Consider the following 24,603-nt stretch of genomic DNA (forward strand, 5'->3'; position numbering starts at 1 on the left):
CCATGACCACGCAGCAGCAGGAGTTCGAGGCCGCAACGGCCGATGTGTTCAACGACGCCGACGTCGACAAGGATCGGGCGATCGCCGGACGCCATTGGGCCGTCCCCGATCATGAGCTCATCGGTACCGCGACCTATGAGTCGATCCGCAACTTCGCGAACGGCTACGGCGATGACAACCCCCTGTTCACCGATCCCGCGTACGCAGCCGGCACCCGATGGGGCGGTCAGGTCGCCCCGCCGATCATGGCTGCAGTCGTCAACACGCCCCTGCGCGGCGAACGCCCCGGCAAGGGCGAACGCGGCGGCAGCTACCGCGGCATCCACGCCTTCGTCTCAGGTGGCACCTGGGACTGGTACCGCCCGATCCGTCCCGGCGACACGCTCTACAGCTTCGGCGGCCTCGAGAGCGTCGAGGAGAAGAGCTCGGAGTTCGCGGGTCGCTCGGTGATTCGCAGGAATCGCAAGGTCAAGATGAATCAGAACGCCGAGGTCGTGGGCGTCTACCGCACCTTGACGGTCCTGACTGAGCGCAAAGCCGCCAAGAGCCGTGCGAAGTACGCAGACGTCGAGTCACCCCACTACACAGACGAAGACCTGGCCCGCATCGACGAGATCTACGCCGCCGAGACGCGTCGCGGTGCCGACCCCCGCTACATCGAGGATGTCGCGATCGGCGAGGCCCTCCCGCCCATGGTCAAGGGCCCTCTGACGACGACCGACATCATCGTCTTCCACGCGGGCGGCTACGGCTTCGTCCCGTACGGCCTGAAGACCGGCCGCATGGCCTATCAGAATCGTCAGCGCATCCCCGCGTTCTACGTCAAGAACGCGCACGGCGTCCCCGATGTCGCCCAGCGCGTCCACTGGGACTCCGAATGGGCCCAGCAGATCGGCAATCCCTACGCCTACGACTACGGCGTGCTTCGGGAGTGCTGGATGCACCACTACCTGACCGATTGGGCCGGGGACGACGGTTGGGTGGTCTCGCAGCACGATGAGATCCGCAAGTTCAACTACGAGGGCGACACCCAGTTCTTCAGCGCCGAGGTGTCCGGAAAGCGCGAGGAAGCCGGGCGGCAGCTCGTCGACATCGTGTTCCGCGCGGTGAACCAGCGCGATGAGGAGACCATGCGCGGCACCGCCTCGGTGTCGCTGCCCAGCCGCGAGCACGGACCCGCTCTCCTCCCGGAGGTCCCCGCTGATCTCCAGCGCAGCGCGATCGAGATGATGACGCGCCATGCAGAGCTGCTGCGCCCTGCCGGTCACTGAAGCCGCGAAGGGCCCCTACCACCACGTGGTAGGGGCCCTTCGTCGTTCCCGCGTGGTCAGTACTGCGTGACGCCCGCGTCGACCGTCATGGCCAGAGCCGTGACGTGCTTGGACTCATCAGATGCCAGGAACAGCACGGCATCGGCCACGTCCTCGGCGGCGACCCGTTCGACCGGCAGCATGTTGGTGAACATCCCCGCAGGACGGGGATCGGCTTCGATCGCCGCCCCGATCGCTGCCTGGAGTCCGCCGCCGGCGCTCATGCCGGTCTCGACCCCCGTCGGATGGACGCTGTTGACGCGGATCGAGTCCTTGGCCAGCTCGACCGCGAAGGCCTTGGCCATGCCCGTCACCGCGAACTTGCTCGCGGTGTAGTGCACCATGTACGGCTGAACCTTCAGGCCGGCTGCGGAGCTGATCAGGATGACCGAGCCTCCCCCGCGAGCCACGAGGTGCGGAGCGCCGGCCATGACCGTGTTCCACACCCCGACGACGTTGATGTCGAGGGTGTCCTTGAGGATCTCAGGTGTCGCCCGGTCCCACGGCGCCACGACGCAGATGCCGGCGTTCGCGACGATGATGTCGAGGCCGCCGAGCCGGTCAACGGCCACCGCGACCTCGGAGCACAGCAGGTCGTGGTCACGAACGTCCGCGACGATCGCGACCGCGCGACGTCCGGCGACCTCCACGAGACGAACGGTCTCGTGGAGGTCGTCGCGAGAGGCACCCGGGTAGGCGACACTCGGCAGCGGCGCGCAGACGTCGAGGACGATGACATCCGCCCCTTCTTTGGCGAGCCGCACCGCGTGCGCACGGCCCATCCCCCGGGCCGCACCTGTGACGAGTGCGACCTTGCCGGCAACTCTGCCCGCCGCTGCCATCTCAGTGACTCCCCTGCTTCACTTGGCGATTCCCACGTAGCGCAGATCGAAGATCCCCTGGAAGCCCGCCTGGCCCATCTTGTCGGCGCCGACGACCTTGTCCGTCGTCACCACCAAGGACGGAACCTGGTTCATGAAGACGTCCAGGGCCTGCTCGTTGATCGCCTTCGAGGCGGTCTCCAGCAGGGCAACCCGCTCAGCGTCATCGATCGTGGGGTCGAAGGCACCGTCGATGGACTCGCGCACCTCGGCGGGCACCTCACCCACGAACCGGGTCGGGACCAGGTAGTTGTTCTGCAGCGTGAGCGCACCCGTCTGGCTGCCGACCCGCACCTGGAGGGTCGAGTCGTACTTGGTGTCGGGACCCCACGCCGCGACGGCCTGGACCGGATCGAGCGGTGAGATCTTCAGCTCGACGCCCACTTCGGCCAGCTGTGCCTGGAGAGCCTGCGCCATCTCCGTGACCGGCGAGTACGCGCCCGCGACCATCGTCATGCTGAAGCCGTCGGCCAGCCCCGCGTCGGCCAGCAGGGCCTTGGCCTTGGCCGGATCGTAGTCGTACTTGACCGGAGGATCCTCGAGGTGGCCCTCGAGGTTCTTGCTCAGCGGCTGGATCGCGTCCGGAGCCTGACCGTCGAGCAGCGACTCGCTGATACCTTCGCGATCGATCGCGTAGTTGAGCGCCTGGCGCACCTCGACCTTGTTCAGGTTCGGCGCATTCGTGTTGAGCTCAAGAGCGTAGAACTGGCCCGTCGGGCTGTACGTCTCGAGCTTGAAGCCGTCACCGAGCTTGGAGACTGCGTCGTACTGCTGGGGCTGGACCAGGCTGAAGTCGGCCTGGCCGCCCCTCATCCCGTTGATGCGCGCATTCGGGTCGGGAACACCCGACATCTCGATCTTGGCGACCTTCTGGGCCTCAGGGTCCCAGTAGCCGTCACGGCGCTCGTAGGTGACGCCCTTGCCGAGCTCGACCTTGGTGGCCACGTAGCCGCCGGAGCCCTGGGGCTTCACGTCGAGATCCCGGTTGTCGAGGGCAGCGGGATTGATGATGCTGCCGTAGCTGTTCGACAGGACGTACGGAAGGTCCGCGGACGGTCGGTTGGTCGTGATCGTGAGCGTGGTCGGATCGACGACCTCGACCTTGTCGATCATCGAGAGATAGCCCTTGACGGTCGACTTCGGAGAGTTCAGCGCCCGGTCCAGGCTCGCCTTGACGGCGGCCGCGTCGACCTTCGAGTCATCGGTGAATGTCGCGTCGTCACGCAGCGTGAAGGTGGCGGACATTCCGTCTTCCGCGAACTCCCACGACTCGGCGATCATCGGCGCGATCTCCGGGCCCTTCTCGCCCTCGATCATCTGAGTCAGGCGGTCGTACACGGGGGCGACGTAGGCATACTGAGCCGTCGGGCTGGGCGCTGTGTGGGGATCCAGCGCCATGGCCGGGATGACCCAGGTCGCGCGCAGCGTCGCGGAGCGGTCGATCTCTCCTGCGCTGCCCGAGCCGCCCTCGGACTTGTCGGCATCAGAGCCGCCACCGCAGGCGGACAACGCGAGGGTGAGGGCGGCGAGCGCCCCCACCACCGGCACACGAAGGTTCTTCATTCAGGTCTCCTAGACATCGCTCTATGTCCCAGGTCACATCGACCCGGACCCGTTCACCCTCTTGTAATCAGTTCACTATGTCAACCCTGTATACTTATTGGCCGGATTGCCGGGGCGGTGGGGTGGGAGCTATCGGTCGAGCTGGGATGTTGCAGGACCTCGAACAGCGATCACGAGCTTGCCCGTCGTCCTGCGGCCGGCAAGGTCCTCATGCGCGCGGGCGGCGTCGGCGAGCGCGTAGCGACCGCCGACACGGACCGCGAGCGAGCCCTGCTCGAGCCAGTCGAAGACCTCGGCCGCACGCCAGAGGAGCTCCGCGCGCGTCGCGATGTGGTCCACCAGACCGGGGCGAGCCACGCTCAGCGAGCCGCGAGCCAGGCGCTGGAGGTCGAATGGCGGCACGGGACCGCTCGCGGAGCCGTACAGCGCGAGCGTGCCGCGCCTGCCGAGGCTTTTGAGGCTCGCCTCGAAGGTGTCCTTGCCGACTCCGTCATAGACCGCGGCGACACCGTGGCCCGCGGTGAGGTCCCGCACCTTCGCGACGAGATCGTCGGTCCCCGACGCGAGCACCTCGAAGGCGCCCGCCTCACGCGCGATCTCGGCCTTCTCCCGGGTCGAGGCGGTCCCGATCACCCGCCCTCCGGCGAGCCTGACCATCTGGGTGACGAGCAGCCCCGTGCCGCCCGCGGCGGCATGGACGAGGACGGTGTCCCCCGGTTGCACGGGATAGGTCGAGCGCGTCAGGTAGTGGGCGGTGAGGCCCTGGAGAAGAACAGCCGCCGCGGTCTCGTCATCGATCGCATCGGGAAGCGGGATCGCCCGATCGGCGTCGATCACGACGTGCTCGGCGTAGCCCGACTGCGCGATCATCGCCCAGCCGACACGATCGCCGACGTGCACCTCGGTCACGCCGTCGCCGATCGCCGACACGACGCCTGCGCCCTCGTTGCCGGCGACGAAGGGCGTTCTCATCCTGTAGTTGCCCGACCGCTGCTGGACGTCGAGGAAGTTGACACCCGCAGTGGACACGTCGACCCGGATCTCCCCCGGCCCGGGCTCAGGCGTGGCGATCTCGCTCAGCCGGAGCACATCGGGCGCGCCCTGCTCGTTGACGATCATGGCCTTCATGTGGTTCTCCTGAGTGAAAGTGGCAGGGGCATGTCAGGCCGTCCACCGTTCGAAGACGGCCGCGATGCCCTGGCCGCCACCGATGCACATCGTCTCGAGCCCGTATCGGACCTCGCGCCGATCCATCTCGCGCAGCAGATTGGCCATGATGCGCCCGCCCGTGGCGCCGATCGGGTGGCCGAGGGAGATCCCGGAGCCATTGACGTTGAGGCGGTCGTGATCGGCCGATCCGAAGCCCCATTCGCGCGTGCACGCCAGCACCTGCGCTGCGAACGCCTCGTTGAGCTCGATCAGGTCCATGTCGGCGAGCGTGAGCTCGAGCTTGCCCAGGACCTTCGCGACAGCGGGCACAGGACCGATGCCCATCGTGCGGGGAGGCACTCCGGCGACACCCCACCCGGCAAGCCGCGCCAGCGGCCGAAGACCGAGCTGCTCGGCCCGATCGGGCGTCGTCACGATCGCCGCCGCGCCGCCATCGTTCTGCCCGCTGGCATTGCCGGCCGTGACCGTGGCCTGTGCGTCGACGGCGGCCCGGATCGGACGCAATCTCGCGAGCGACTCCATCGTCGTGTCCGGTCGAGGATGCTCGTCGCGGGTGATGATCTGTTCGGGCCTCCTTCGCGTCGCGGGGATCACGACGGGGATGATCTCGGCCTCGAACGTACCGGCGTCGACCGCTGCCGATGCACGCTGATGCGATCGCATCGCGAGCTCGTCCTGCTCGGTCCGCGAGATCGAGTACTGCTCGCGCAGATTTTCGGCCGTCTCGATCATCCCGCCCTCGACGGGAAAGTTCACACCGCCCGACGTCACCCGCGGACGGGCCAGCCGGTCCTGCAGGACGACCCCGTCGCCCTGCACACCCCACCGCATCCCGGTGGCATAGAACTCGGCCTGGCTCATGCTCTCGGCCCCGCCGGCGAGGACCAGATCGCTGACCCCCGTCTGGACCTGCATGGCCGCATAGGCGACGGCCTGGAGTCCCGAGCCGCAGCGACGATCGAGCTGCAGACCGGGGACGCTGACGTCGAGGCCGGCGTCGAGCGCTGCGATGCGCCCGAGGCCTGCGGCCTCTCCATTGGCGTACCCCTGGCCGAAGATGACATCGTCGATGTCGGCAGAGGTCAGTCCCGTGCGCTCGACGAGCCCCTTGATCACGGTCGCGGCCAGTACCGTGACCGGCACATCGCGGAACATGCCGCCGAACCCCCCGACGGCCGTGCGGACGGGCTCGCAGATGACGGCTTCACGCATCACGGAACTCATCACATGAACCTCCCGCCGGTGATCTCCTGGACGGTCCCGGTCATGTAGCTCGACAGATCGCTCGCGAGGAACAGCACGACACCAGCGACCTCGGCAGGCTCTCCCGCGCGTCGCATGGGGATCTCCTCCATCTTCTGGTCCCAGATCCGCTGCGGCATGGCCTCGGTCATCGCGGTCCGGATGAGCCCGGGCTGGACCGCGTTGACGCGCACGCCGAGGTGCGCGACCTCCTTGGCGGCGGCCTTCGTGAGACCCACGATGCCCGCCTTGGCGGCCGAGTAGTTCGTCTGCCCGATCATGCCGACCTTCCCCGAGAGGGACGAGACGTTGATGATCGATCCGCGACCCGCCTCACGCATCACGGCTGCGGCGGCGCGGGTGCCGTTCCAGGAGCCCTTGAGGTGGACGCCGATGACATCGTCGAACTCCTGCTCGGTCATCCTGCGCATCGTGGCATCCCGCGTGATCCCCGCATTGTTGACCATCACGTCGACCGAGCCGAAGGCCGTGCCCGCCAGGGCGACCAGCACCTCCATCTGCGCTGCATCGCGCACATCACACACCGCTGACGCGGCCACGTCGGGACCACCCAGGTGAGCGACAGCCGCCCGGCCGAGATCGGCGTCGATGTCGCCGAGCACGACCCGCGCTCCTTCGGCGACGAATCTCTCGGCGATCGCGAGGCCGATGCCTTGGGCGCCTCCCGTGATCACGGCGACACGGTCTTGCAGCAACATGGATGTCCTTTCAGGGTCGCAGGTGCGAGGGAGTTCGGTCATGCGATGACGGCTCGCCGCCTGAGATCGTCGATCTCGGCGGCGGCGTAGCCGACTCCCGCGAGGACCGACGACGTATGGGCGCCGAGACCCGGGACGGGATCCATCCGGGCCGCCACGTCGCGGAACGTGACGGGTGGCAACAGCGCCGGGATCGGTCCCTTCTCCGTCTCCACCTCCGCCCAGCGACCTCTCTCCGCGAGCTGGGGATGGTCGACCATGTCGGCCACGCTGTTGAGCCGCGCCGCCGGAACCCCCGCCTCGACCAAGGCGTCGAGCAGCTCTCGACTCGTGAACCGGATGGTCTGGCCGCTCACGAGCTCGTCGACGGTCTCACGATGACGGCAGCGCTTGACGTTGGTCTCGTAGTCGGGATGATCAGCCCACTCGGGTCGGCCGAAGACCTCGGTCACGAGCCTGACCCACCCCCGATTGTTCTGGACGCCGATGAGCACCTGGCCGTCCTTGGTCGGATAGGCGTCGTAGGGCACGATCGCGGGATGACCGATTCCCATCCGGGGAATCTCCTGCCCCGTGTACATCGACATGTACATCGGGTGGCTCATCCACTCGATCGTCGCGTCGAACATCGAGACGTCGACGATGGCACCCCTGCCGGTCCGGGCCTTGCGGAAGAGCGCACCGAGAACGCCGGACAGCGTGTACATTCCCGCCGCGAGGTCTGCCGTGGGCACGCCGGTCTTGGCCGGCTCGTCGGTCGTCCCAGTGACCGCGATGAGCCCTGTCTCGGCCTGCACGAGCATGTCGTAGGCGCGGTGGTCGCCGAATGGCCCGGACGTTCCGTATCCGGACATGTTGGCGATCACGAGTCCCGGATACCGTGCCGCGAGATCCTCCAGGCCGAAGCCCATCCGCTCAAGTGCACCGGGTGCCAGATTCTGCAAGAAGACGTCGGCGCCCGCGACGAGCCGTTCGAGCACCTCGACGCCGGCGGAGCTCTTGAGATCCAGGGCGACCGACTCCTTCGAGCGGTTGAGCCAGACGAAATGACTGGCCAGCCCGTCCACCACATCGTCGTAGTCGCGGGCGAAGTCGCCGCCGTCGATGCGCTCGATCTTGATGATGCGCGCACCCATGTCCGCGAGGTGACGCGTTGCGAGCGGCGCGGCGACGGCCTGTTCGAGGCTCACGACGGTGACGCCCTCGAGCGGTCTCTCCCCCTGGGTGGGGCCGGAGGTGGTCACGACCCCTTGCCGACGTCGCGCAGCAGCTGCCGGCCGACGATGAGCTTCTGGATCTCGCTCGTGCCTTCGTACAACCGCAGCAGCCGGATGTCCCGATAGATGCGCTCGACCGTCACGCCTCGCATGTAGCCCGAGCCGCCGTGGACCTGCACGGCGAGATCGGCGACCCGACCGGCGGACTCGGTGCAGAAGAGCTTCGCCGCCGACGGTCCGAGTCGGCGGTCAGCACCGCTCAGGTAGGCGGCGGCCGCCTCGGTGACGAGCGCTCGTCCGGCCATGCAGAGGGTCTTCTGCTCTGCGAGCATCGCCTGCACCAGCTGGTTCTCACCGATCGGGCGCCCGCCCTGACGGTTGGTCGATGCGAAGGCGACCGACTCCTCGAGCGCGCGTTCCGCCTGTCCGATCGCGAGGGCCGCGATGTGCACCCGTCCGCGAGCGAGCACGCTCATCGCTGCCCGAAAGCCCGTGTCGACATCTCCGCTGACGACGGCATCGTGACCCACACGCACGCCGTCGAAGACGACCTCTGCCGTCGAAGCGCCCTGCTGTCCCATCTTCTTGTCTCTGGGGCCGACCGACACTCCGGCGGAGTCGGCGGGGACCAGGAAGACCGCGATCCCCGTGCCGTTCTCGTCGGCAGGTCGGGTGCGGGCGAAGACCACGAACAGATCAGCCTCCGGCGCATTCGTGATGAAGCGCTTGTTGCCTGTGATGACCCAGTCGTCTCCATCGCGTTCGGCCTTGGTCGTCAGCCCTGACGGGTCGGATCCGGCCTCGGGTTCGGTCAGCGCGAAAGAGGCGACCACCTGGCCCGACGCGATCGGCTCGAGCCACCGCGACTTCTGCTCCTCGGTGCCGAATCCCACCAGCACCTGACCCGCGATCCCGTTGTTGGTGCCGAACATCGAACGGAACGACAGCGACGTGTAGCCGAACTCCAGCGCGAGCTGGACGTCCTGGGTGATGTCGAGACCCAGGCCGCCGTGCTCGGCGGGAATCGCGTAGCCGAACAGGCCCATGTCGGCGGCTTTGCGCCGGATGTCATCGGGGATCGCGTCGCTGTCGGCGATCTCCTCCTCCCTGGGCACCACGTCGTGGCGAACGAAGGCACGCACCTGCTGCCTGATCAGCTCAAAGTCCTCGGCACCGACTGTCGCCTGCTTGCTGGTCATGTGGGTCGCCCTTCAGTCTCATCGCCCGCGATCGAACTGTCGCTCAGCATACACGCATACAGTTCACTCAATAAACGACATGAGCCGCGGTTACGAGACGGCGAGAGGCGGCGCGCTGCCCAGGTAAGCCTGCTCGATCCGCTGCGGCGACCGGGCCAGATCCGACGCAGCCCCCCGCAGCACTTCTTGGCCATGAGCCACCACGACCGCGGTGTCGGCCAGGTCGAGTGCCAGCATGACGTGCTGCTCCACCAGCAGGATCGCCGCACCGGTGTCATCTGCGACCCGGCGCAGCACGGGCAGCAGCCCCTCCACGATCACGGGCGCGAGGCCCATGCTCAACTCGTCGATCAGCAACACCTTGGGATCCTGCATGAGGGCCCGGCCGATCGCGAGCATCTGCTGCTCGCCGCCGGACAGCTGTCCTGCACCGACCTTGAAGCGCTCCTTGAGCGCCGGGAAGTACGACAGGACCTTGTCGACCGTGGTGCCCTTGCGCTGTCGGGACAGGCGCAGGTTCTCCTCGACCGTCAGCGTCGTGAACAGCGCACGGTCGTCGGGCACCAGCACGAGACCGGCGCGCACGGCCGCCCGCGCGTTGCCCGACTTCACCGGGGTGCCGTCGATCTCGATGCTGCCGGACAGGCTCGGCAGGAGGCCGGACGCGGTGAGCAACATGGTCGTCTTGCCTGCGCCGTTGGGGCCCAGCAGTGCGAGGATCTCGCCCTGCTCGACGGCCAGGTTGAGGTCGCGGACGACGGGGCGGCCACCGGAGTATCCGGCTGCGAGGTCCTTCAGCTCCAGGATCGTGCTCATGACATGACCTCCACGGGGGCATGAGTGGTGCCGAGGTAGGCCTTGACCACTGCGGGATTGGACTGGATCTCCGCGGGGGTTCCCACGGCGATGACACGACCGAGATCCAGCACGATGATGCGGTCGCACACGTCGAGCACGAGGCCCATGTCGTGGTCGACCATCACGACAGTGACACCGGCGTCGCGGACGCTGCGCAGCCGCTCACCGAGCCACCGGCTCTCGGTGCTGTCGAGGCCGGCGGCCGGCTCGTCCAGCAGCACGACCTGCGGGCCGCCCGCGAGTGCCCGGGCGATCGACACCAGCTGACGCTGCCCCTGGGACAGCTCACCCACGGCGCGGTTCGCGTCGTCGTCGAGGTCGAGCAGGTGGAACAGGACATCGATGTCGGTGACCGAGCCCGCCTCGTCGGCGGAGCCGCGAGCCGCGACCGATCCCACGGCTACGTTCTCGCGGACCGTGAGGTCGTCGTACAGCTCGATGCCCTGGAAGGTGCGGCCGAGGCCGAGCCGGCTGCGCGCATGGGGCTTGACGCCCGCAAGCTTGGTGGAGCCGAGGGTCACCGATCCGGTGGAGTCGGCGAAGCCGCTCATCGCGTCGATCAGCGTCGTCTTGCCGGCACCGTTGGGGCCGATCACGCCGACAATCTCTCCGCCGAACACGTCGAAGGACACATCGTCGACGGCGACAACGCCGCCGTACCTCACCCCCACGCCGTCGACACTGAGCAGGCGCTCGTCGCTGACCGGCCGTGCGGCGATCTGCTCGACCACCGGCGGCGCCGGGTTCGCCGAGGCCGATCGCGCCGGCAGGAACCGGCGGACGAGCCGACGGACGCGGGCCGCGTGACCGTGCAGGTGGCCGATGAGACCCTCCGGGTACAGGATGACGGTCAGGATCAGCGCCACACCGCTCAGCACGGTGTAGTAGTCGCCCACGTGCAGCCAGCGCTCGGCAGCCATGAAGATGATGCCGCCGCCGGCGAGCATGCCGGCCAGGATGCCGCCCGAGACCGAGGTGATGCCGGCCAGGTAGACCATCGCGAAGACACCGAGGCCGGCGATGGCCGAGTAGGACTCCGCCGAGGCGACCGACTGTGCGTAGCCCAGCAGCGCGCCGCCCAGACCCGCGATGAAGGCGCCGATGGCGAATGCCAGCACCTTGGTGCGCGAGACGTCGATGCCCGCCGCCGCGGCAGAGCGCTCATTGGCTCGCACCGCGAGCATCGAGGCGCCCAGGCGGCTGGTCCGGAGCTTGGCCACGCCGAGCGCGACCGCGACGAGCACGGCCAGGCACATCAGGCCGAACTGGATGCGCGGGTAGTTCTCGCCCGCGCCGATCCCGAAGTCCCAGCCGAACAGGGTCGGATCGCCGATCGGCGCGCCATCGAGCCCGCCGTTGAGGTCGTTGTTCTTGAACCAGAACGCCTCGAGCGCGACCGCGATGGCCAGCGTGACCACCGCGACGGGCAGGCCGCGGATGCGCAGTGCCGGGAGTCCGAGGACGACACCGATGACCATCGCGATCAGCGCGGCGAGCAGCGGGGCGAGCGGGAACGGGATGTCCAGCTGGTCACCCAGACGGCTCAGCGAGAAGGCGGCGACCCCCGCGAGCGTGAGCTGCACCAACGAGATCTGGCCCGCGAAGCCGGTCACCACGACCTGGGACAGGGCGATGATCGCCATCGTCAGGCTGATGATGAAGGCGGCACGGTAGCTGCCGGTGGTGAGGAACAGCAGGAGGACGGCAGCGGCGACGGCCAGCAGCGTCGGGCCTAGCAGGTGATTCGGCCGCGGAGCACGGCCGAGAGTCTGCTGGATGATGGCGCCCCGGGACGGCAGCGGGCGACCGCGGACCACGAGCAGGACCAGGATCATGACCAGCGGGATGAGCTCGGACAGGCCGGCCTGCGGGAACCACGAGATCGAGCTCTGCAGGTTCGTCATCTCGGACTGCAGCATGCCGATGCCGATGCCGGCGAAGACCGCCGGGCCGATCGCGTTGAAGTTGCCGACCAGGGCCGCAGCCAGGGCCGGGACGATGAACAAGGTGTACGACACCGGGATGAGCGGGACGATCGGCGCGATCAGGATGCCGCTGAGACCTGCGACGGCGATGCTGAGCGCCCAGTTGCCGAAGGCGATGCGGTCGGGCGAGAGGCCGGTGACCAGTGCCCCCTTCTCGGACTCCGCTGCGGCACGGGTCGACAGGCCGAACTTGGTCATGCGGAAGGCGAGCGTCAGCGCCATGGCCAGGGCCACGATGATCACCGCGAACCAGACCCGGTCCATCGGGATGCGAACGGCGCCCACCTCGACACTGTTGTCGGGGAGGATCGGCTCGACCGAGACCGGCGTCGTGCCGACCCGCATGGCCATCAGCGCCTGGACCACCAGCATGACGCCCACCGAGGCGACTGCCTTGGCGACCGGCGGCGCCGAGCGCAGTGGTCGGAACACCAGGACGTAGAGGAGCGCGCCCAGCATCGCCGCCAGCAGCAGCGACAGCGCCATGGCCGGCACGAGTCCCATCGAGTCGCCGACCGAGACCGTGGTCGGCAGTCCGGGGATCGGGATCAGGAACTCGCCATTGCGCAGGAAGGCGTAGGTGTACGCCACGTAGAGAGCGACTGCACCGGTGCTGAAGTTGACCACACCCGAGCTTCGGTAGGTCAGCACCAGGGCCAGGGCGAGGGCGGCGTAGACCGCACCGTTGCCGAGGCCAAGCAACAAGAAGACAAGATGTTCACTCACCGGTGCAGCCGTTCTCTCAAGGGGTGGGACAGGTGTTGCAAGGGGATGCCCGGCGAGCGGAATCGCTCGCCGGGCCGATCAGACGTCGAGTCCGATCACTTGACGAGCTCGGTCTTCGTCAGCTCGCCGTCCTTCACGGTGCCCACGAGGATCGCCGAGCTGCAGACCGCGTTCAGGCCCGGAACCGCGGTGCCGTCACACGTGAACGTGGCACCCGGCACCAAGGGCAGCGGGACGTCCTTGGCACTCTTGATCGCGGTCATGATCGACTCGCTCGTCGGCTCGCCCTCGAGATCGGCGGTGGCGCGGACCAGGCCGAGCATGCCGGCGTAGCCGATCGTGGCGTAGCCACCGATCTCGGTCTTGGGCGAGTACTTGGCCATCACGGCCTTGTACAGGTTGGCCTCGTCGTTGTCGCCCGAGACATCTGCTGCGGTGAAGACCGCCGCGCCGTCCAGGCCGGAGCCGACGGCCTTGATGGTCGTGGGATCGAAGCAGGCCTGGATGGTCATGGCCGGCACCTCGGTGCCCAGGGTCGCCGCGGCCTTGAACACCGACGTGCACATCGAGGCATCGCCGATGACGATGTAGCCGCCGGGCTTGCCCTTGAGACCGGCGCTCACCTGCGGGGTGGCGTCGGGCAGGCCCAGGGGCACGGGGACGATGTTGATGTCGATGCCGGCGGCCTTGAAGGCCGGTGTGGCGAACGACTTGGCTCCGCCGACGGCCGAGGGAACGTTGATGACGAACGCCGTGACGCTCTTGTAGCCCTTCTGGGCCGAGTACTTGGCCATCGAGACCAGCGTGCCCGGGAAGCCACCGGTCCACATCGCCGCACCTTCGGAGGTCAGCTCCGAGGCAGCGCTGCCCGACGCCGAGACGTAGGGGATCTTCGCCTTGGTGATGATGGGCGCCATCGAGTCGCCGTTACCGGTGGTGGTGGACAGGACGGCGGCGACCTTCTCCTCGACCATCTTGTTGGCGCAGGCGCGCGCGGTCACGGGCTCCTCGTCGTGGTTGCACACGACGGCCTCGATCGGACGACCACCGATGCCGCCCAGGTTGTCGTTCGCGTACTTGACCGCCGCAGCCGTCGACTCCCGCGCCTGCGGGTAGGAGACGGCCGGGCCGCCCTCGGGGTTGACGACACCGATCTTGACCGGGGTGCCCTCCGCCTTGACGCCTTCCTGCGTCCCGGCGGGGAAGGCGGCGCTGCTGTCCTTGTCGCCGCCACCCCCCGATCCCTCGTCCGAGCTGCTGCCACAGGCAGCGGCCACGAGGGCGAGGGCTGACACGGCGGCACCGAACCTCAGCGCCTTCGTTGCGCGCGAGCGCCGGGTGATGCTTCGTGGTGTTGTCATTGACTTCCTTCGGCCTTGGACGGTCATCTCGAGCACGCGCCCGTCCCTGCTGGGCGCCCGGATGGCGTGATCGACGCATCGCGTGATGCACGTCACCTAGGTAGATGAATGAGTTGAATGTAGTCGGTAACCGGCTTCCTGTACACGGATTGGGCGCACTTCCTGGCCATCACCCGCGGCGCCGCGCCTGAATGTGGCGAAGCGACTGCGGTTCAAAGGAAATATCCCCGCGAGTGATCGTGTCTCCCGGAGGTACCAGCGCATCGATCCGGTCGAGCACTGCGGCATCGAGCCGTACGTCGGCGGCGGGGAGCTGGCTCTCGAGCTGCTCCATCGTGCGCGGCCCGATGATCGCCGACGTCACAGCAGGGTGCTCGAGCGTGAAGGCGAGGGCCATGCCGATCAGGTCGAGGCCGGCGCCCGCCGCCAGATCGGACAGTCGAGGCACCAGATCCGCCTTCCGATCCGATCCGGGCGCGTCCAGTCGCCACGTGCCGCGGTCCAGTCGGTCGAAGCGCGAGCCCTCGACCGCGGGTACGCCCCCCGAGTACTTGCCGGTGAGCCACCCGCCGTTGAGCGGGCTCCAGACGATCGCACCCATCCCGTAACGCAGGCAGGCAGGAAAGATGTCGCGTTCGGCACCTCGGACGAAGATCGAGTAGGGCGGCTGCTCGCACCGCACCTTGACGTGCCCCCGGCGCTCTGACGTCCACTGCGCCTCGACGATCGCCTCAGCGGGAAAGGTCGAGGTGCCGATCGCGCGCACCTTGCCCTGTCGCACGAGATCACTCAAGGCGCCGAGCGTCTCGTCGAGATCGGTGTTCTCGTCGAGACGATGCACCTGGTACAGATCGATGTAGTCGGTGTCGAGGCGCCGCAGGCTGTCCTCGCAGGCCTTGATGATCCACCGGCGGGATGCGCCACGCTGATTCGGCACCCGCCCCATGGGGTTGTAGAACTTCGTCGCGAGCACGATGTCGTCTCGTCGCCCCTTGAGGGCCCGGCCGACGATCTGCTCGGACTCTCCGCGCGAGTACACATCGGCGGTGTCGATGAAGTTGATGCCGGCATCGAGCGCGCGCCCGATGATCCTGAGGCAGTCATCCTGGTCCGCATTGCCCATGCTCCCGAAGGACATCGCCCCCAGGCACAGGTTCGACACCTGGATCCCGGTCTTGCCGAGTAGACGCATCTGCATGTGGGTGCTCCATGTCTCTAGCAGGGACGGGCCCGTCCGACCCCTTCATCAATTGAGTTGATGATTACACTTTTTGTGCGTTTCGTGGCACGGATGGGGCTATATCCTGGACGCGTGTCGACGCCGATCCAGACCCCTCCGCCCGCCCGGCCCCGCCCAGAGCTGACCGACCGGTCGCTGTATCCCCGGTGGTACGAGATCAGCACCCGTTTCGGCGACATGGATCCGGCCAAGCACGTCAACAACGTCGCCATTGCACAGCTCTACGAAGAGGGCCGCGTTCGGTTCCACCGCGAACGTGCGGGGAACGATCCGATCGCTGTCGTGGTCGCGCAGATCGCGATTCACTACCTGGGCGAGGTCCATTACCCGGCACCCGTGCAGATCGGGACGGGAGCAGCTCATGTCGGCCGGAGCTCGTTCACGACGTCCCAAGCACTCTTCCAGGGCGGCATCTGCGTGGGGCTGGCCCAGACGACCGCAGTCGTCGTCGACGGCGACGGCGCTGCCACACCGCTGCCCGACTGGTTCCGGGCGTACCTCGAGCAGAGCCGGATCGGCGCACCCGTCAGCGCGTAGACGCGTCCTGGAACCGCTGCATCAGCTCGCGCTTGAGTATCTTGCCGCTGGGCAGTCGGGGAACCGGCTCGAAGGAGACCGAACGAGGCGCCTTGAAGTGCGCGAGCCGGTCGCGGCAGAAGCCGATGAGAGACTCGGCCAGCTCGGGGCCCGGTGTCGATCCTTCAGCCACCTCGATCACGGCGTGCACCCGCTGGCCCATCTCACCGTCCGGCAGACCGATGACTGCGACGTCTCCGACGGCCGGATGCAACGTCAGCGCATCCTCGATCTCGCGGGGATAGATGTTGACGCCACCGGAGAGAATCAGATCGGTTCGCCGGTCCGACAAGTACAAGAAGCCCTCCTGATCGACATGACCGAGATCGCCGAGCGTGCTCCACCCCTTGTCGTTGTACGCGGCCGCGGTCTTCACGGGGTCCCCGTGGTACTCGAAGCGCTTGTTGTCGCTGAGCCAGATCGTGCCGATCTCATGCGGACCCAGCTCGCGGCCCTCGTCATCGCAGATGTGGACGACCCCGGTGAGCGCCGTGCCCACCGAGCCTTTGTGTGTCAACCAGGTCGGCGAGTCGATCATGAAGAAGCCGTTGCCTTCACTGCCGGCATAGAACTCGACCAGCGTGGGCCCGAACCACTCGATCATCCTTTCCTTGACCTCGATCGGGCAGGGTGCTGCCGCATGGATCGCCAGCTGCACGCTCGACACGTCGTACGCGGCCCTGACGTCGTCGGCCAGCTTGAGCATCCGGACGAACATCGTCGGCACGAACTGGGCGTGCGTGATGCGGTGCCGGTCGATCAGGCGAAGCACCGCCTCGGCGTCGAACTTCTCCATCACGACCGCCGTGCCACCGTTGCGCACGGCTCCGATGCACCACGCCAATGGTGCTGCGTGGTAGAGCGGGCCGGTGCTCAGGAACCTGGTCGCGGCGCTGAACGAGAACGCGGCGCGCATCGTGTGGTCGATACTGAGTCCTGTGCCGAATGACTCGCCCGACAGCTCCGGCAGGATGCCCTTCGGCCGTCCCGTCGTCCCCGAGGAATAGAACATGTAGTAGCCCTCGGCCTCGTCGGAGATCGGCTCGCGCGACAGATCCGCGATGGCGGAGTCCAGGTGCTCGACGCCCTCGACCCGCTCACCGACCACGAGTCGAGCGGTCAGCCGCGATGCGGACGCCGCCGCGGGGGCGGCAATCGACTCGAGCGATGACGACGAGATGAGCAGCTTCGCTTCGCAGTTGTCGACGATGTAGGCGGCTTCGGCCGGCGAAAGATGCCAGTTGACCGGCGTGTAGAGCAGGCCGGAGCGCTGCGCCGCCCAGACGATCGGGAAGATCTCGAGCCTGTTCTCCAGCAGGATCGCGATGTGGTCGCCCGCCCCGAGTCCGCGTTCGCGGAACAGGTGCGCGATCTGGTTCGAGCGCGCTTCGAGCTCCCGGTACGACAGGGTCTCCCCCGACGCTCCCATGATGATCGCCGGCTTGTCGCCGTGCTCGGCCGCGAGCGTGGTCAGCTGCATCACGTAGTCCTTGTCTCCCGCACGGTCTCCCGCACGGTCTCCCGCACGACCATCAGTTCTCGTCCCAGCCGAGGAACGAGGCGAAATCTCCGAGCGGTGCGCGTTCGGTCCGGTAGTTGTTCGCGGGCTCGTCCCGGTCCTCGTAGCCGACCGCCAGGCCACAGAACAGCATCCACTCCGGCGGCGGATCGACGATCTCGGCCACGGTCCGGTGGTACGCCGACCATGCCTCTTGGGCACAGCTGCCAAGACCACGCTCCTGGAGCAGAAGCATGACCGACTGCAGGTACATGCCGAGATCCGACCATTGCGCGGAACCCATCTGCTGGTCGACGTAGCAGAACAGTCCCACGGGCGCCCCGAAGAACTGGTAGTTGCGGGCGAACCATGCGCGCCGTGCCGCCTTGTCCTGACGCGGAATGCCCACAGCGCCGTAGAGCTGCTCGGCGTTGCGGAACCGATGGTCGCGATACGGCGAGCTGACCTGCGCCGGGTAGATCGGGAACAAGGACTCGTCGGGCTCGCCGCCCGTCTCGAGCCGTTCAGACATCCGCTTCGTCAGATGCCGCAGTGGCGCGCCGGTCAGCGCAACGATCCGCCACGGCTGGAGATTGCCGCCCGACGGCGCGCGCGACGCGATCTCCAGCACCTCTTCGATCACCGCCCGGTCGAGGGGCGTGTCGAGGAAACCGCGGACGGATCGACGACTGACCATCGCCTCGGTGACGTTCACATGCAGCTCCTGGCCTCGTCAAATATAGTTAACGAAGTTATAATAAAAGTCATGAGGCAGCAAGGCACGGATCGTCTCGATGAGCGGAGTTCCCCATGACCGTCGGCGAAGCCCCCTCGAACGGCCGGTCACCCAGGACTGTCTCGCTCTCCGGCGCCGACGGGCTCAAGCTCGCAGCCGACATCTGGGGGCCCGACACCGGCCCCAGCGTGCTGATGCTGCATGGCGGCGGACAGACTCGACACTCGTGGAAGGCCACCAGTCGCGTCCTGGCAGATGCCGGACTCAGGGTCGTCGCGCTCGATCTGCGCGGGCACGGCGACAGCGACTGGTCGCCCGACGGCGGCTATGGATTCGAGAAGAACAGCGAGGACGTGCTCGAGGTGCTCGACCAGATCGACACCCCGACCACGATCATCGGCGCGAGCCTCGGCGGATTGACCGGTCTTTTGGCGACCGCGGCCGCGCCCGACCGGGTGAGGCGACTCGCGATGGTCGACGTCGTCCCGCGCTTCGAGGCCGCCGGGAGCGCCCGCATCCGCGACTTCATGCGCGGAGCACCCCGAGGCTTCGCAAGTCTCGACGAAGCGGCCGACGCGATCGCTGCCTATCTGCCGCACCGGGAGAAGCCGCGATCGACCGATGGCCTTCGTCGCAATCTCCGGCTGCGTGACGACGGCCGTTGGTACTGGCACTGGGATCCCCAGATGATGGAGAAGCCGCCGACCACCACCCCGGGGGAACGGTCTGCGCAGCTCGAGGCCGCCGCGCGAACGATCACGGTCCCGGTGCTCCTCCTCCAGGGCAAGCTGTCCGATGTGATCAGCGATCACGGCGTCGAGGAGTTCCGCGGTCACGTGCCGCACCTCGAGGTCGTCACGCTGAACGGTGCCGCCCACACCGCGGCGGGCGACGACAACGACGCGTTCTCGGCCGCTGTCGTCGAGTTCTGCTCGCGCCCCTGACGCGATCACTGCGGTCAGGCGCCGAGCATCGTCATGCCGCCCGTCACGGACAGCAGCTGCCCCGTCACGAAACGGGAACCCTCACCGGCCAGGAAGACCATCATGGGCCCGAGATCGCGCACGGGATCGCCGAGACCTTCCCCGGATGAGCTGCTGACAGCCATCCTCGTCGCCAGCGACGCATGCAACGCCGCCGCCCCCGCGGGGCCCATGTACTCGCGAAGCCGTTCTGCCCCAGGCGTCTCGACCGCCGGCACCAACGCGTTGACGGTGACTCCCGACGAGCCCCACGACCGGGCGGCGGCTCGCGTCCAGCTGTGCACAGCACCTTTGCTCAGCGAGTACGCAGCTGCGTGCGCCACACCCGTGATCGCCTCGCCCGAGCCGAGATTGATGATGCGTCCCCCACCGCTGCTCATCGCCCGAAACGCCGCCTGATTGGCGAACACCGTCGCCTTGACGTTGGTGTCGAGCATGTCATCGAGCTCCGCGCGAGTGACGTCCCCGGCCAGCCCCGGTGCCCACCTGCCGGCGGCGTGCAGGAGGACGTCCAGACCGCCCATCCCGCGCGCGGCCTCGGCCACCGTGGCTTCGGCGTCCTCTTCGTCGCGGAAGTCGCACGGGAGCCACCTCGCCAGTGCCTCGACGTCGGATCCCGGCCTTGACTGACGGTACGTCGCGGTGACGGTCGCACCCTCGGCCGCGAACACGTGCACGGCCGCCGCGCCGATGCCGGTCGCCGCACCGGTCACCAGGATCCTTCTGCCTTCGAGCTGCCTGCCAGTCGTCACGTCACCCTCATCTCGATCACGACCTTGCCGGTCGCCTTCCGCTCGGCCACGAGGCCCAGCGCCTTGCTCACGTCGTCGAGCGTGAAGACGTCAGTGACCAGTGGCGCCATCCCTCGTGCCACGAGATCGGACATCGCGCGGGTGGCCTGCCGGGTCGCGTCGGGACGATGCGTACCCATCGTGCGCAGCTCGACGCCACGGACGAGGACGTTCTTCAGCAGCACCAGGTTGAGCGGTATGCGGGGAATTTCCCCGGCGGCGAAGCCGACAGTCACGAACGCCCCGCCCCAGCGGATCGCCCGCAGGGCCTGCTCGGTATAGCGGCCGCCGACGGGGTCGACGACCAGATCGGCTCCGCCTCCGGTGATCTCCTTGATCCGCGACTTGAGGTCCTCCTCGTCGTACGCGATCCCCTCGTGAGCACCGAGATCGAGGCAGGTCTGCACGCGTTCTGCAGTCGACGCCGCCGCGATCACCCGCGCACCCAGGCGCGCGGCCAGGTCGACCGTCGCCGTGCCGACTCCTCCGGCCGCACCCAGGACGACGACCCAGTCGCCGCTCGCGACATCCCCCACGGTGACAAGAGAGTGGTAGGCCGTCAGGTAGGTCACCCGGAAGCCCGCGGCATGGATCATGTCCAGACCGTCGGGAATGGCCGAGACGGCGTCCTCGGGCACGCATATCTTCTCGGCGAATGCGCCGGCACCGGTCGAACCCATGACCCGGTCCCCCACCCGGAAGGCAGTGACGTTCTCGCCCACCGCGCTGACTCGACCCGCGAACTCACTGCCGGGAGTGAACGGAAGGGCTGTCGAGATCTGATACTTGTCGGCGATCGTCAGCACGTCCGGAAAGTTCAACGCCGCCGCTTCGATGTCCACGACGAGCTGCCCCGCGCGCGCCTCGGGATCGGGGATCTCCCGGATCACGACACGGTCAGGGCCGCCGTACGCCTCAACCCTGGCCGCGCGCATGGCCGCCCTGCTGCTCGAAGATCGACCCGCTCACCGTCCCTGCCAGACCGGCGGGCGCTTCTCGGCGAATGCCAGCACGCCCTCCTTGGCATCTGCCGACGCACTGTTGCGAGCCGTCTCCTCGGCCGACAGCTGCCACCGCTTCTCATCGCCGTCGGGCACGCCGTCTCGGATGCCCAAGGCGATGCGCTTGCTGGCCTGGACCGCGAGCGGAGCGTTGGCCGCGACCTTCTCGGCCAGCGCGAGGGCTTCGTCGAGCAATCGATCGCCGGGGACGACCCGGTTGACCAGATTCAGCTCGAGAGCTCTCGGGGCGTCGATGGGCTCGCCCGTCAGGAGCATCTCCAACCCGACCTTCCTGGGCACCTGATCGAGGATGCGGAACGCCCCGCCGGCCGCCGCAATCAGTCCCCGCTTGACCTCGGGGAGACCGAACCGCGCAGTGTCTGCCGCAACGATGAAGTCGGCTGCCAGCGCGATCTCCATTCCTCCGCCCAATGCAACGCCGTTGACCGCAGCGATCGTGGGCTTGGAGAACACGCGGCGACTGAAGCCGGCCAGTCCCCACGCCTCGCGGCCGGGCGGGAGGATCGGCTCTCCCCTGCCGATCGCCTTGAGGTCGGCACCCGCGCTGAAGGCCGCGGTGCCCGATCCCGTGATGACGATGACACGCACGTCGGGGTCGTTCTCCGCTGCGTCGAAGGCATCGCCTGCCGCAGCAGCGAGTGCCATGTTGACGGCATTGCGCGCCTCCGGTCGGTTCAGCGTGACCACGACGGTGTGGCCGCGCCGCTCGACAAGCACTGGATCTGCTGAAACGTCTGTGTGGGCCGACATCGCTACTCCGTCACATCGCGGTCAATGAGTTATAGAATTGTATTCTTGCACATCCCATGGCTCGTCGTCCCGTCAAGAATGCGGTTCCGTTAGGATGCGACGGGTGAACGTCAACGAACCGACGCGCCAGGACCTTCCGAGCTCGCTGGCCCAAGAGGCGATCCGGCGCAGCCTCAGCCGCCGGCAGGACGCTGCGGAGAACGACGTGCGCCGCATGATCGAGGTGGGGCGCGAGCTTCTCAGCGAAGGAAGCAATCCGCGTGTCGCCGACATCGTCGGGGCGGCCGGCCTGTCGAACGACGCGTTCTACCGCTACTTCCAGAGCAAGGAGGACTTCGTGGCCGCGGTCGTCGAGGACGGCGGCCACCGGCTCTTGGCCTATGTCGAGCGGAAGATGGCCGAGCACGACCGCGCGGGGGCCCGCCTGCGCGCAGCCGTCAGCGCCATCATGAGCCAGGCCGGCGATGCCGAGATCGCGACTGCGACCCGCAACATCCTGGCCAGCTCGATCGGCCGCAATCAGCGTGCGACAGGCGCACGCAACCGACTCGAGGCCGCGATGAGCGGGCTCCTGCGCGATCCGCTGATCGAGCTCGGCTCAGCCGACCCCGACCGCGATGCCCGGTCCGTCGCGGCCATGCTCATGGCGCAGATGGAGAACTTCCTGTGGGATGAGCATCCGCCTTCGGAGGACGATCTCGAGCACGTCCTGACCTTCATCGAAAAGGCGGTCGCCCCTTCGAGGTGATTGCGGTGCCACACTGGTTGAGTTGACTCTTTTGCCGCATTGCGATTCGACCAGGGAGCGAAGCATGACCGTCGCCGCACCGCCTTCGATCATCGACCTGACCGGAGAGGTGGCACTCGTCACCGGCGCATCCTCGGGCCTGGGTCGACATTTCGCCCTGACCCTCGCGGCCCACGGCGCCACTGTGGTGGCAGCCGGGAGGCGGCGTGACCGACTCGCTGACGTCGTGGCACAGATCGTCGATGCGGGCGGCGCCGCCACAGCCGTGCCGATCGACGTGACGGATCACGAGTCCATGCTGACTGGCTTCTCCACGATCGCAGATCAGGTCGGCGATCCGACGATCCTGGTCAACAACGCCGGCATCCCAGACGCGCAACGCGCCACCAAGATGCCTGTCGAGCTGATCGATCAAGTGATCGCCACCAATCTGCGCGGACCGTACATCATGGCCTGTGAGTTCGCGCGCCGCCTGATGGCCCAGAAGCGCGGCGGCCGGATCGTCAACATCTCCTCGATGGCGGCCTTCGACTACGGCGGCGACGGCGCGGCGCTCTACTCGATCACCAAGGCGGCCGTGAACCGGATGACGGAGGCTCTCGCCGTCGAATGGGCGAAGTTCGACATCAACGTCAACGCGATCGCGCCGGGCGTGTTCGCCTCCGAGATGACCGACGGGATGCTGAAGCGCATCGCCGACCCGCGTGGCACCTTCCCCCGCCAGAGGATCGGCGACGCCGATCAGCTCGAGAGCACCTTGCTGTACCTCGTGTCCCCGGCATCGGGATTCGTCACGGGCACGGTGATCAAGGTCGACGACGGTCAGCTGCGCCGATGAGGGTCCCGAGCGTGCCGCGTCAGCCGACGATGTCGAGGGCCTCCTGCACCAGACGCGGGAGGGCCGGGAGCATTCGCCCGTTCGAGATGCTCATCCCGCCGCTCTTCAGATCGCGCTTGATCAACAAGGCTGTCGCGGCAGCCTCCTTGTACTTGGTGAGCGCGTCAAACCACGGAAGGTCCGCAAGGGTGGCGTCGGCCGCGGTCTCGTAGGCCCGGATCAGCTCCTGCCGAGTCGGTGTTCCCGCCACCACACCGGGCTCGACGGCCGGGTGCTGAGCCTCGTCGGTGAAGAAGGTGAACCAGGTCATGTCGATGCGCGGATCACCGAGTGACCAGATCTCCCAGTCGATGATCGCGGTCAGCCGACCGCCTTCGCACAGCGTGTTGCCCAGCCGGTAGTCACCGTGATTGACCACCGGGGCCATCGCCTCCGGCACCGTGGCGTGCAGGGCTCGTGCGGCTCGCGCATAGTCGCCGCTCAGCTCCGTGGGGACTGTCTCGAAGGCGCGGGTCCAACGATCGATCTCGTCGCCGAGCGTGACGACGGGCTCGTCGCCCAGGCCCACCGCGGCGGGCGACACCCGATGCAGTGCGGCCAGCACCTCCATCGCATCGAATGAGCGGGCCTTGGTCACGTCAGGGCTCGGCCGGGCCTCGTCCGAGGCCAGGTTCGGCTCGACGCACTCGCCGGGCACCATGCTCATCGCGAAGAAGGGTGGGATCTCAGGCGGATCTCCGGCGTCCTCGAACAGGGCCCTCGGGACGAGCACTCCCTCCTGACCCTCGAGGGCGCGGAACAACCGCGCTTGACGAAGGACGTCGCGGTTGCGCAACGGCGGCAGACCTGGCGGCGCGACCTTCAGGACCACCTCGTCGCCGTCGCCGACTCCGCCCACGACATCGAGCACGAAGGTGAGGCTCGACGCGCCGCCGGTCAGGGGCCGCAGATTCTCGACGGCGCTCCCTTCAGACCACTGCGCCACAGCACGCTCGGCCCGAGCCGTGATGTCCAGCAGCAGCTCGTCGCTCACATGACCAACACGCACGATGCGCCTCACTTCGATATCGGGGCAGATTGAGAAACTATCTCGCCAGAACGTGATCCGAAGGTAGCAGAATGCTATTCTGCTCGGGCGATGCCGTTCGGCGACTGGCCCTACGACAGACCCGAGCACAGGAGACATAGCT

The 24,603-nt window shown here is 67.6% G+C and carries 22 protein-coding genes; 5 read left to right on the top strand and 17 right to left on the bottom strand.

Features of this window, described 5'->3' with window-relative positions; all coding sequences use genetic code 11:
* The first annotated feature begins 2 nt into the window (after window positions 1-2).
* Window positions 3-1,271 (top strand): FAS1-like dehydratase domain-containing protein, encoded by a 1,269-nt coding sequence (locus GEV26_RS09300; protein WP_153652808.1) that lies wholly within the window; start codon window positions 3-5, stop codon window positions 1,269-1,271.
* 56 nt (window positions 1,272-1,327) lie between these two features.
* Here GEV26_RS09300 and GEV26_RS09305 read toward each other — a convergent pair whose 3' ends face one another.
* The 11 genes from GEV26_RS09305 to GEV26_RS09355 all read right to left on the bottom strand — a co-directional run bounded on the left by GEV26_RS09305 (window position 1,328) and on the right by GEV26_RS09355 (window position 15,429).
* A complete protein-coding gene (locus GEV26_RS09305; protein WP_153652809.1) occupies window positions 1,328-2,152 on the bottom strand; it encodes a mycofactocin-coupled SDR family oxidoreductase in 825 nt (274 codons plus the stop codon).
* An 18-nt stretch (window positions 2,153-2,170) separates the two neighbouring features.
* Window positions 2,171-3,754 carry an ABC transporter substrate-binding protein gene (locus GEV26_RS09310; RefSeq protein WP_153652810.1) on the bottom strand — a complete coding sequence of 528 codons (1,584 nt, stop codon included), beginning with the start codon at window positions 3,752-3,754 and terminating at the stop codon, window positions 2,171-2,173.
* A gap of 129 nt (window positions 3,755-3,883) precedes the next feature.
* Window positions 3,884-4,882 (bottom strand): quinone oxidoreductase family protein, encoded by a 999-nt coding sequence (locus tag GEV26_RS09315; RefSeq protein WP_153652811.1) that lies wholly within the window; start codon window positions 4,880-4,882, stop codon window positions 3,884-3,886.
* Between the two features lie 33 nt (window positions 4,883-4,915).
* Entirely contained in the window at window positions 4,916-6,148 is a 1,233-nt protein-coding gene (locus GEV26_RS09320) for an acetyl-CoA C-acetyltransferase (protein ID WP_243838681.1), read from the bottom strand.
* Entirely contained in the window at window positions 6,148-6,885 is a 738-nt protein-coding gene (gene fabG / locus GEV26_RS09325; RefSeq protein ID WP_208430942.1) for a 3-oxoacyl-ACP reductase FabG, read from the bottom strand. The genes GEV26_RS09320 and fabG overlap by 1 nt, the downstream gene beginning before the upstream one ends.
* A 38-nt stretch (window positions 6,886-6,923) precedes the next feature.
* Window positions 6,924-8,129, bottom strand: coding sequence for a CaiB/BaiF CoA transferase family protein (locus tag GEV26_RS09330; protein WP_153652813.1), 1,206 nt, complete (start codon window positions 8,127-8,129; stop codon window positions 6,924-6,926).
* Window positions 8,126-9,301 carry an acyl-CoA dehydrogenase family protein gene (locus GEV26_RS09335; protein ID WP_153652814.1) on the bottom strand — a complete coding sequence of 392 codons (1,176 nt, stop codon included), beginning with the start codon at window positions 9,299-9,301 and terminating at the stop codon, window positions 8,126-8,128. Before GEV26_RS09335 ends, GEV26_RS09330 begins: the two co-directional genes overlap by 4 nt.
* Window positions 9,302-9,391: 90 nt before the next feature.
* Window positions 9,392-10,117, bottom strand: a complete 726-nt coding sequence (locus tag GEV26_RS09340; RefSeq protein ID WP_153652815.1) for an ABC transporter ATP-binding protein — start codon at window positions 10,115-10,117, stop codon at window positions 9,392-9,394.
* A complete protein-coding gene (locus GEV26_RS09345) occupies window positions 10,114-12,870 on the bottom strand; it encodes an ABC transporter permease subunit (RefSeq protein ID WP_153652816.1) in 2,757 nt (918 codons plus the stop codon). Before GEV26_RS09345 ends, GEV26_RS09340 begins: the two co-directional genes overlap by 4 nt.
* Window positions 12,871-12,965: 95 nt before the next feature.
* Complete coding sequence (locus tag GEV26_RS09350; RefSeq protein WP_153652817.1) at window positions 12,966-14,231, bottom strand: ABC transporter substrate-binding protein; 1,266 nt, start codon at window positions 14,229-14,231, stop codon at window positions 12,966-12,968.
* 169 nt (window positions 14,232-14,400) lie between these two features.
* The gene (locus GEV26_RS09355; RefSeq protein WP_153652818.1) at window positions 14,401-15,429 is read right to left on the bottom strand and encodes an aldo/keto reductase; all 1,029 of its coding nucleotides are present in this window, start codon (window positions 15,427-15,429) and stop codon (window positions 14,401-14,403) included.
* Between the two features lie 114 nt (window positions 15,430-15,543).
* On the opposite strand from GEV26_RS09355, the gene GEV26_RS09360 reads away from it, so the two are divergent.
* Window positions 15,544-16,008 carry an acyl-CoA thioesterase gene (locus GEV26_RS09360; protein WP_194839804.1) on the top strand — a complete coding sequence of 155 codons (465 nt, stop codon included), beginning with the start codon at window positions 15,544-15,546 and terminating at the stop codon, window positions 16,006-16,008.
* On the opposite strand, the gene GEV26_RS09365 is transcribed toward GEV26_RS09360, so the two are convergent.
* Window positions 15,998-17,527: an acyl-CoA synthetase gene (locus GEV26_RS09365; protein ID WP_153652820.1), complete on the bottom strand. Its 1,530-nt coding sequence runs from the start codon at window positions 17,525-17,527 to the stop codon at window positions 15,998-16,000. The genes GEV26_RS09360 and GEV26_RS09365 overlap by 11 nt on opposite strands.
* A gap of 52 nt (window positions 17,528-17,579) precedes the next feature.
* Entirely contained in the window at window positions 17,580-18,260 is a 681-nt protein-coding gene (locus tag GEV26_RS09370; protein ID WP_153652821.1) for a nitroreductase, read from the bottom strand.
* A gap of 95 nt (window positions 18,261-18,355) precedes the next feature.
* Here GEV26_RS09370 and GEV26_RS09375 point away from each other — a divergent pair, with 95 nt between their 5' ends.
* Window positions 18,356-19,225, top strand: a complete 870-nt coding sequence (locus GEV26_RS09375) for an alpha/beta fold hydrolase (protein ID WP_153652822.1) — start codon at window positions 18,356-18,358, stop codon at window positions 19,223-19,225.
* Window positions 19,226-19,239: 14 nt separating this feature from the next.
* Here GEV26_RS09375 and GEV26_RS09380 read toward each other — a convergent pair whose 3' ends face one another.
* Genes GEV26_RS09380 through GEV26_RS09390 form a run of 3 tightly spaced genes read right to left on the bottom strand, consistent with a single transcriptional unit; the run spans window position 19,240 to window position 21,794 of the window.
* Window positions 19,240-20,016, bottom strand: a complete 777-nt coding sequence (locus tag GEV26_RS09380; protein ID WP_208430943.1) for an SDR family NAD(P)-dependent oxidoreductase — start codon at window positions 20,014-20,016, stop codon at window positions 19,240-19,242.
* Entirely contained in the window at window positions 20,013-20,990 is a 978-nt protein-coding gene (locus GEV26_RS09385) for an NADPH:quinone oxidoreductase family protein (RefSeq protein WP_153652823.1), read from the bottom strand. The genes GEV26_RS09380 and GEV26_RS09385 overlap by 4 nt, the downstream gene beginning before the upstream one ends.
* Window positions 20,991-21,020: 30 nt before the next feature.
* Window positions 21,021-21,794 (bottom strand): enoyl-CoA hydratase-related protein, encoded by a 774-nt coding sequence (locus GEV26_RS09390; RefSeq protein ID WP_243838682.1) that lies wholly within the window; start codon window positions 21,792-21,794, stop codon window positions 21,021-21,023.
* Between the two features lie 136 nt (window positions 21,795-21,930).
* Here GEV26_RS09390 and GEV26_RS09395 point away from each other — a divergent pair, with 136 nt between their 5' ends.
* Complete coding sequence (locus tag GEV26_RS09395; protein WP_194839805.1) at window positions 21,931-22,575, top strand: TetR/AcrR family transcriptional regulator; 645 nt, start codon at window positions 21,931-21,933, stop codon at window positions 22,573-22,575.
* A 64-nt stretch (window positions 22,576-22,639) separates the two neighbouring features.
* Window positions 22,640-23,413 carry an SDR family NAD(P)-dependent oxidoreductase gene (locus GEV26_RS09400; RefSeq protein WP_153652826.1) on the top strand — a complete coding sequence of 258 codons (774 nt, stop codon included), beginning with the start codon at window positions 22,640-22,642 and terminating at the stop codon, window positions 23,411-23,413.
* A 19-nt stretch (window positions 23,414-23,432) separates the two neighbouring features.
* Here the strand turns inward: GEV26_RS09400 and GEV26_RS09405 are convergent, their stop codons facing one another.
* Window positions 23,433-24,599, bottom strand: a complete 1,167-nt coding sequence (locus GEV26_RS09405; protein ID WP_153652827.1) for a phosphotransferase family protein — start codon at window positions 24,597-24,599, stop codon at window positions 23,433-23,435.
* Window positions 24,600-24,603: the final 4 nt, after the last annotated feature.

This window comes from Aeromicrobium yanjiei (genome assembly GCF_009649075.1).
Lineage (GTDB): Bacteria > Actinomycetota > Actinomycetes > Propionibacteriales > Nocardioidaceae > Aeromicrobium > Aeromicrobium yanjiei.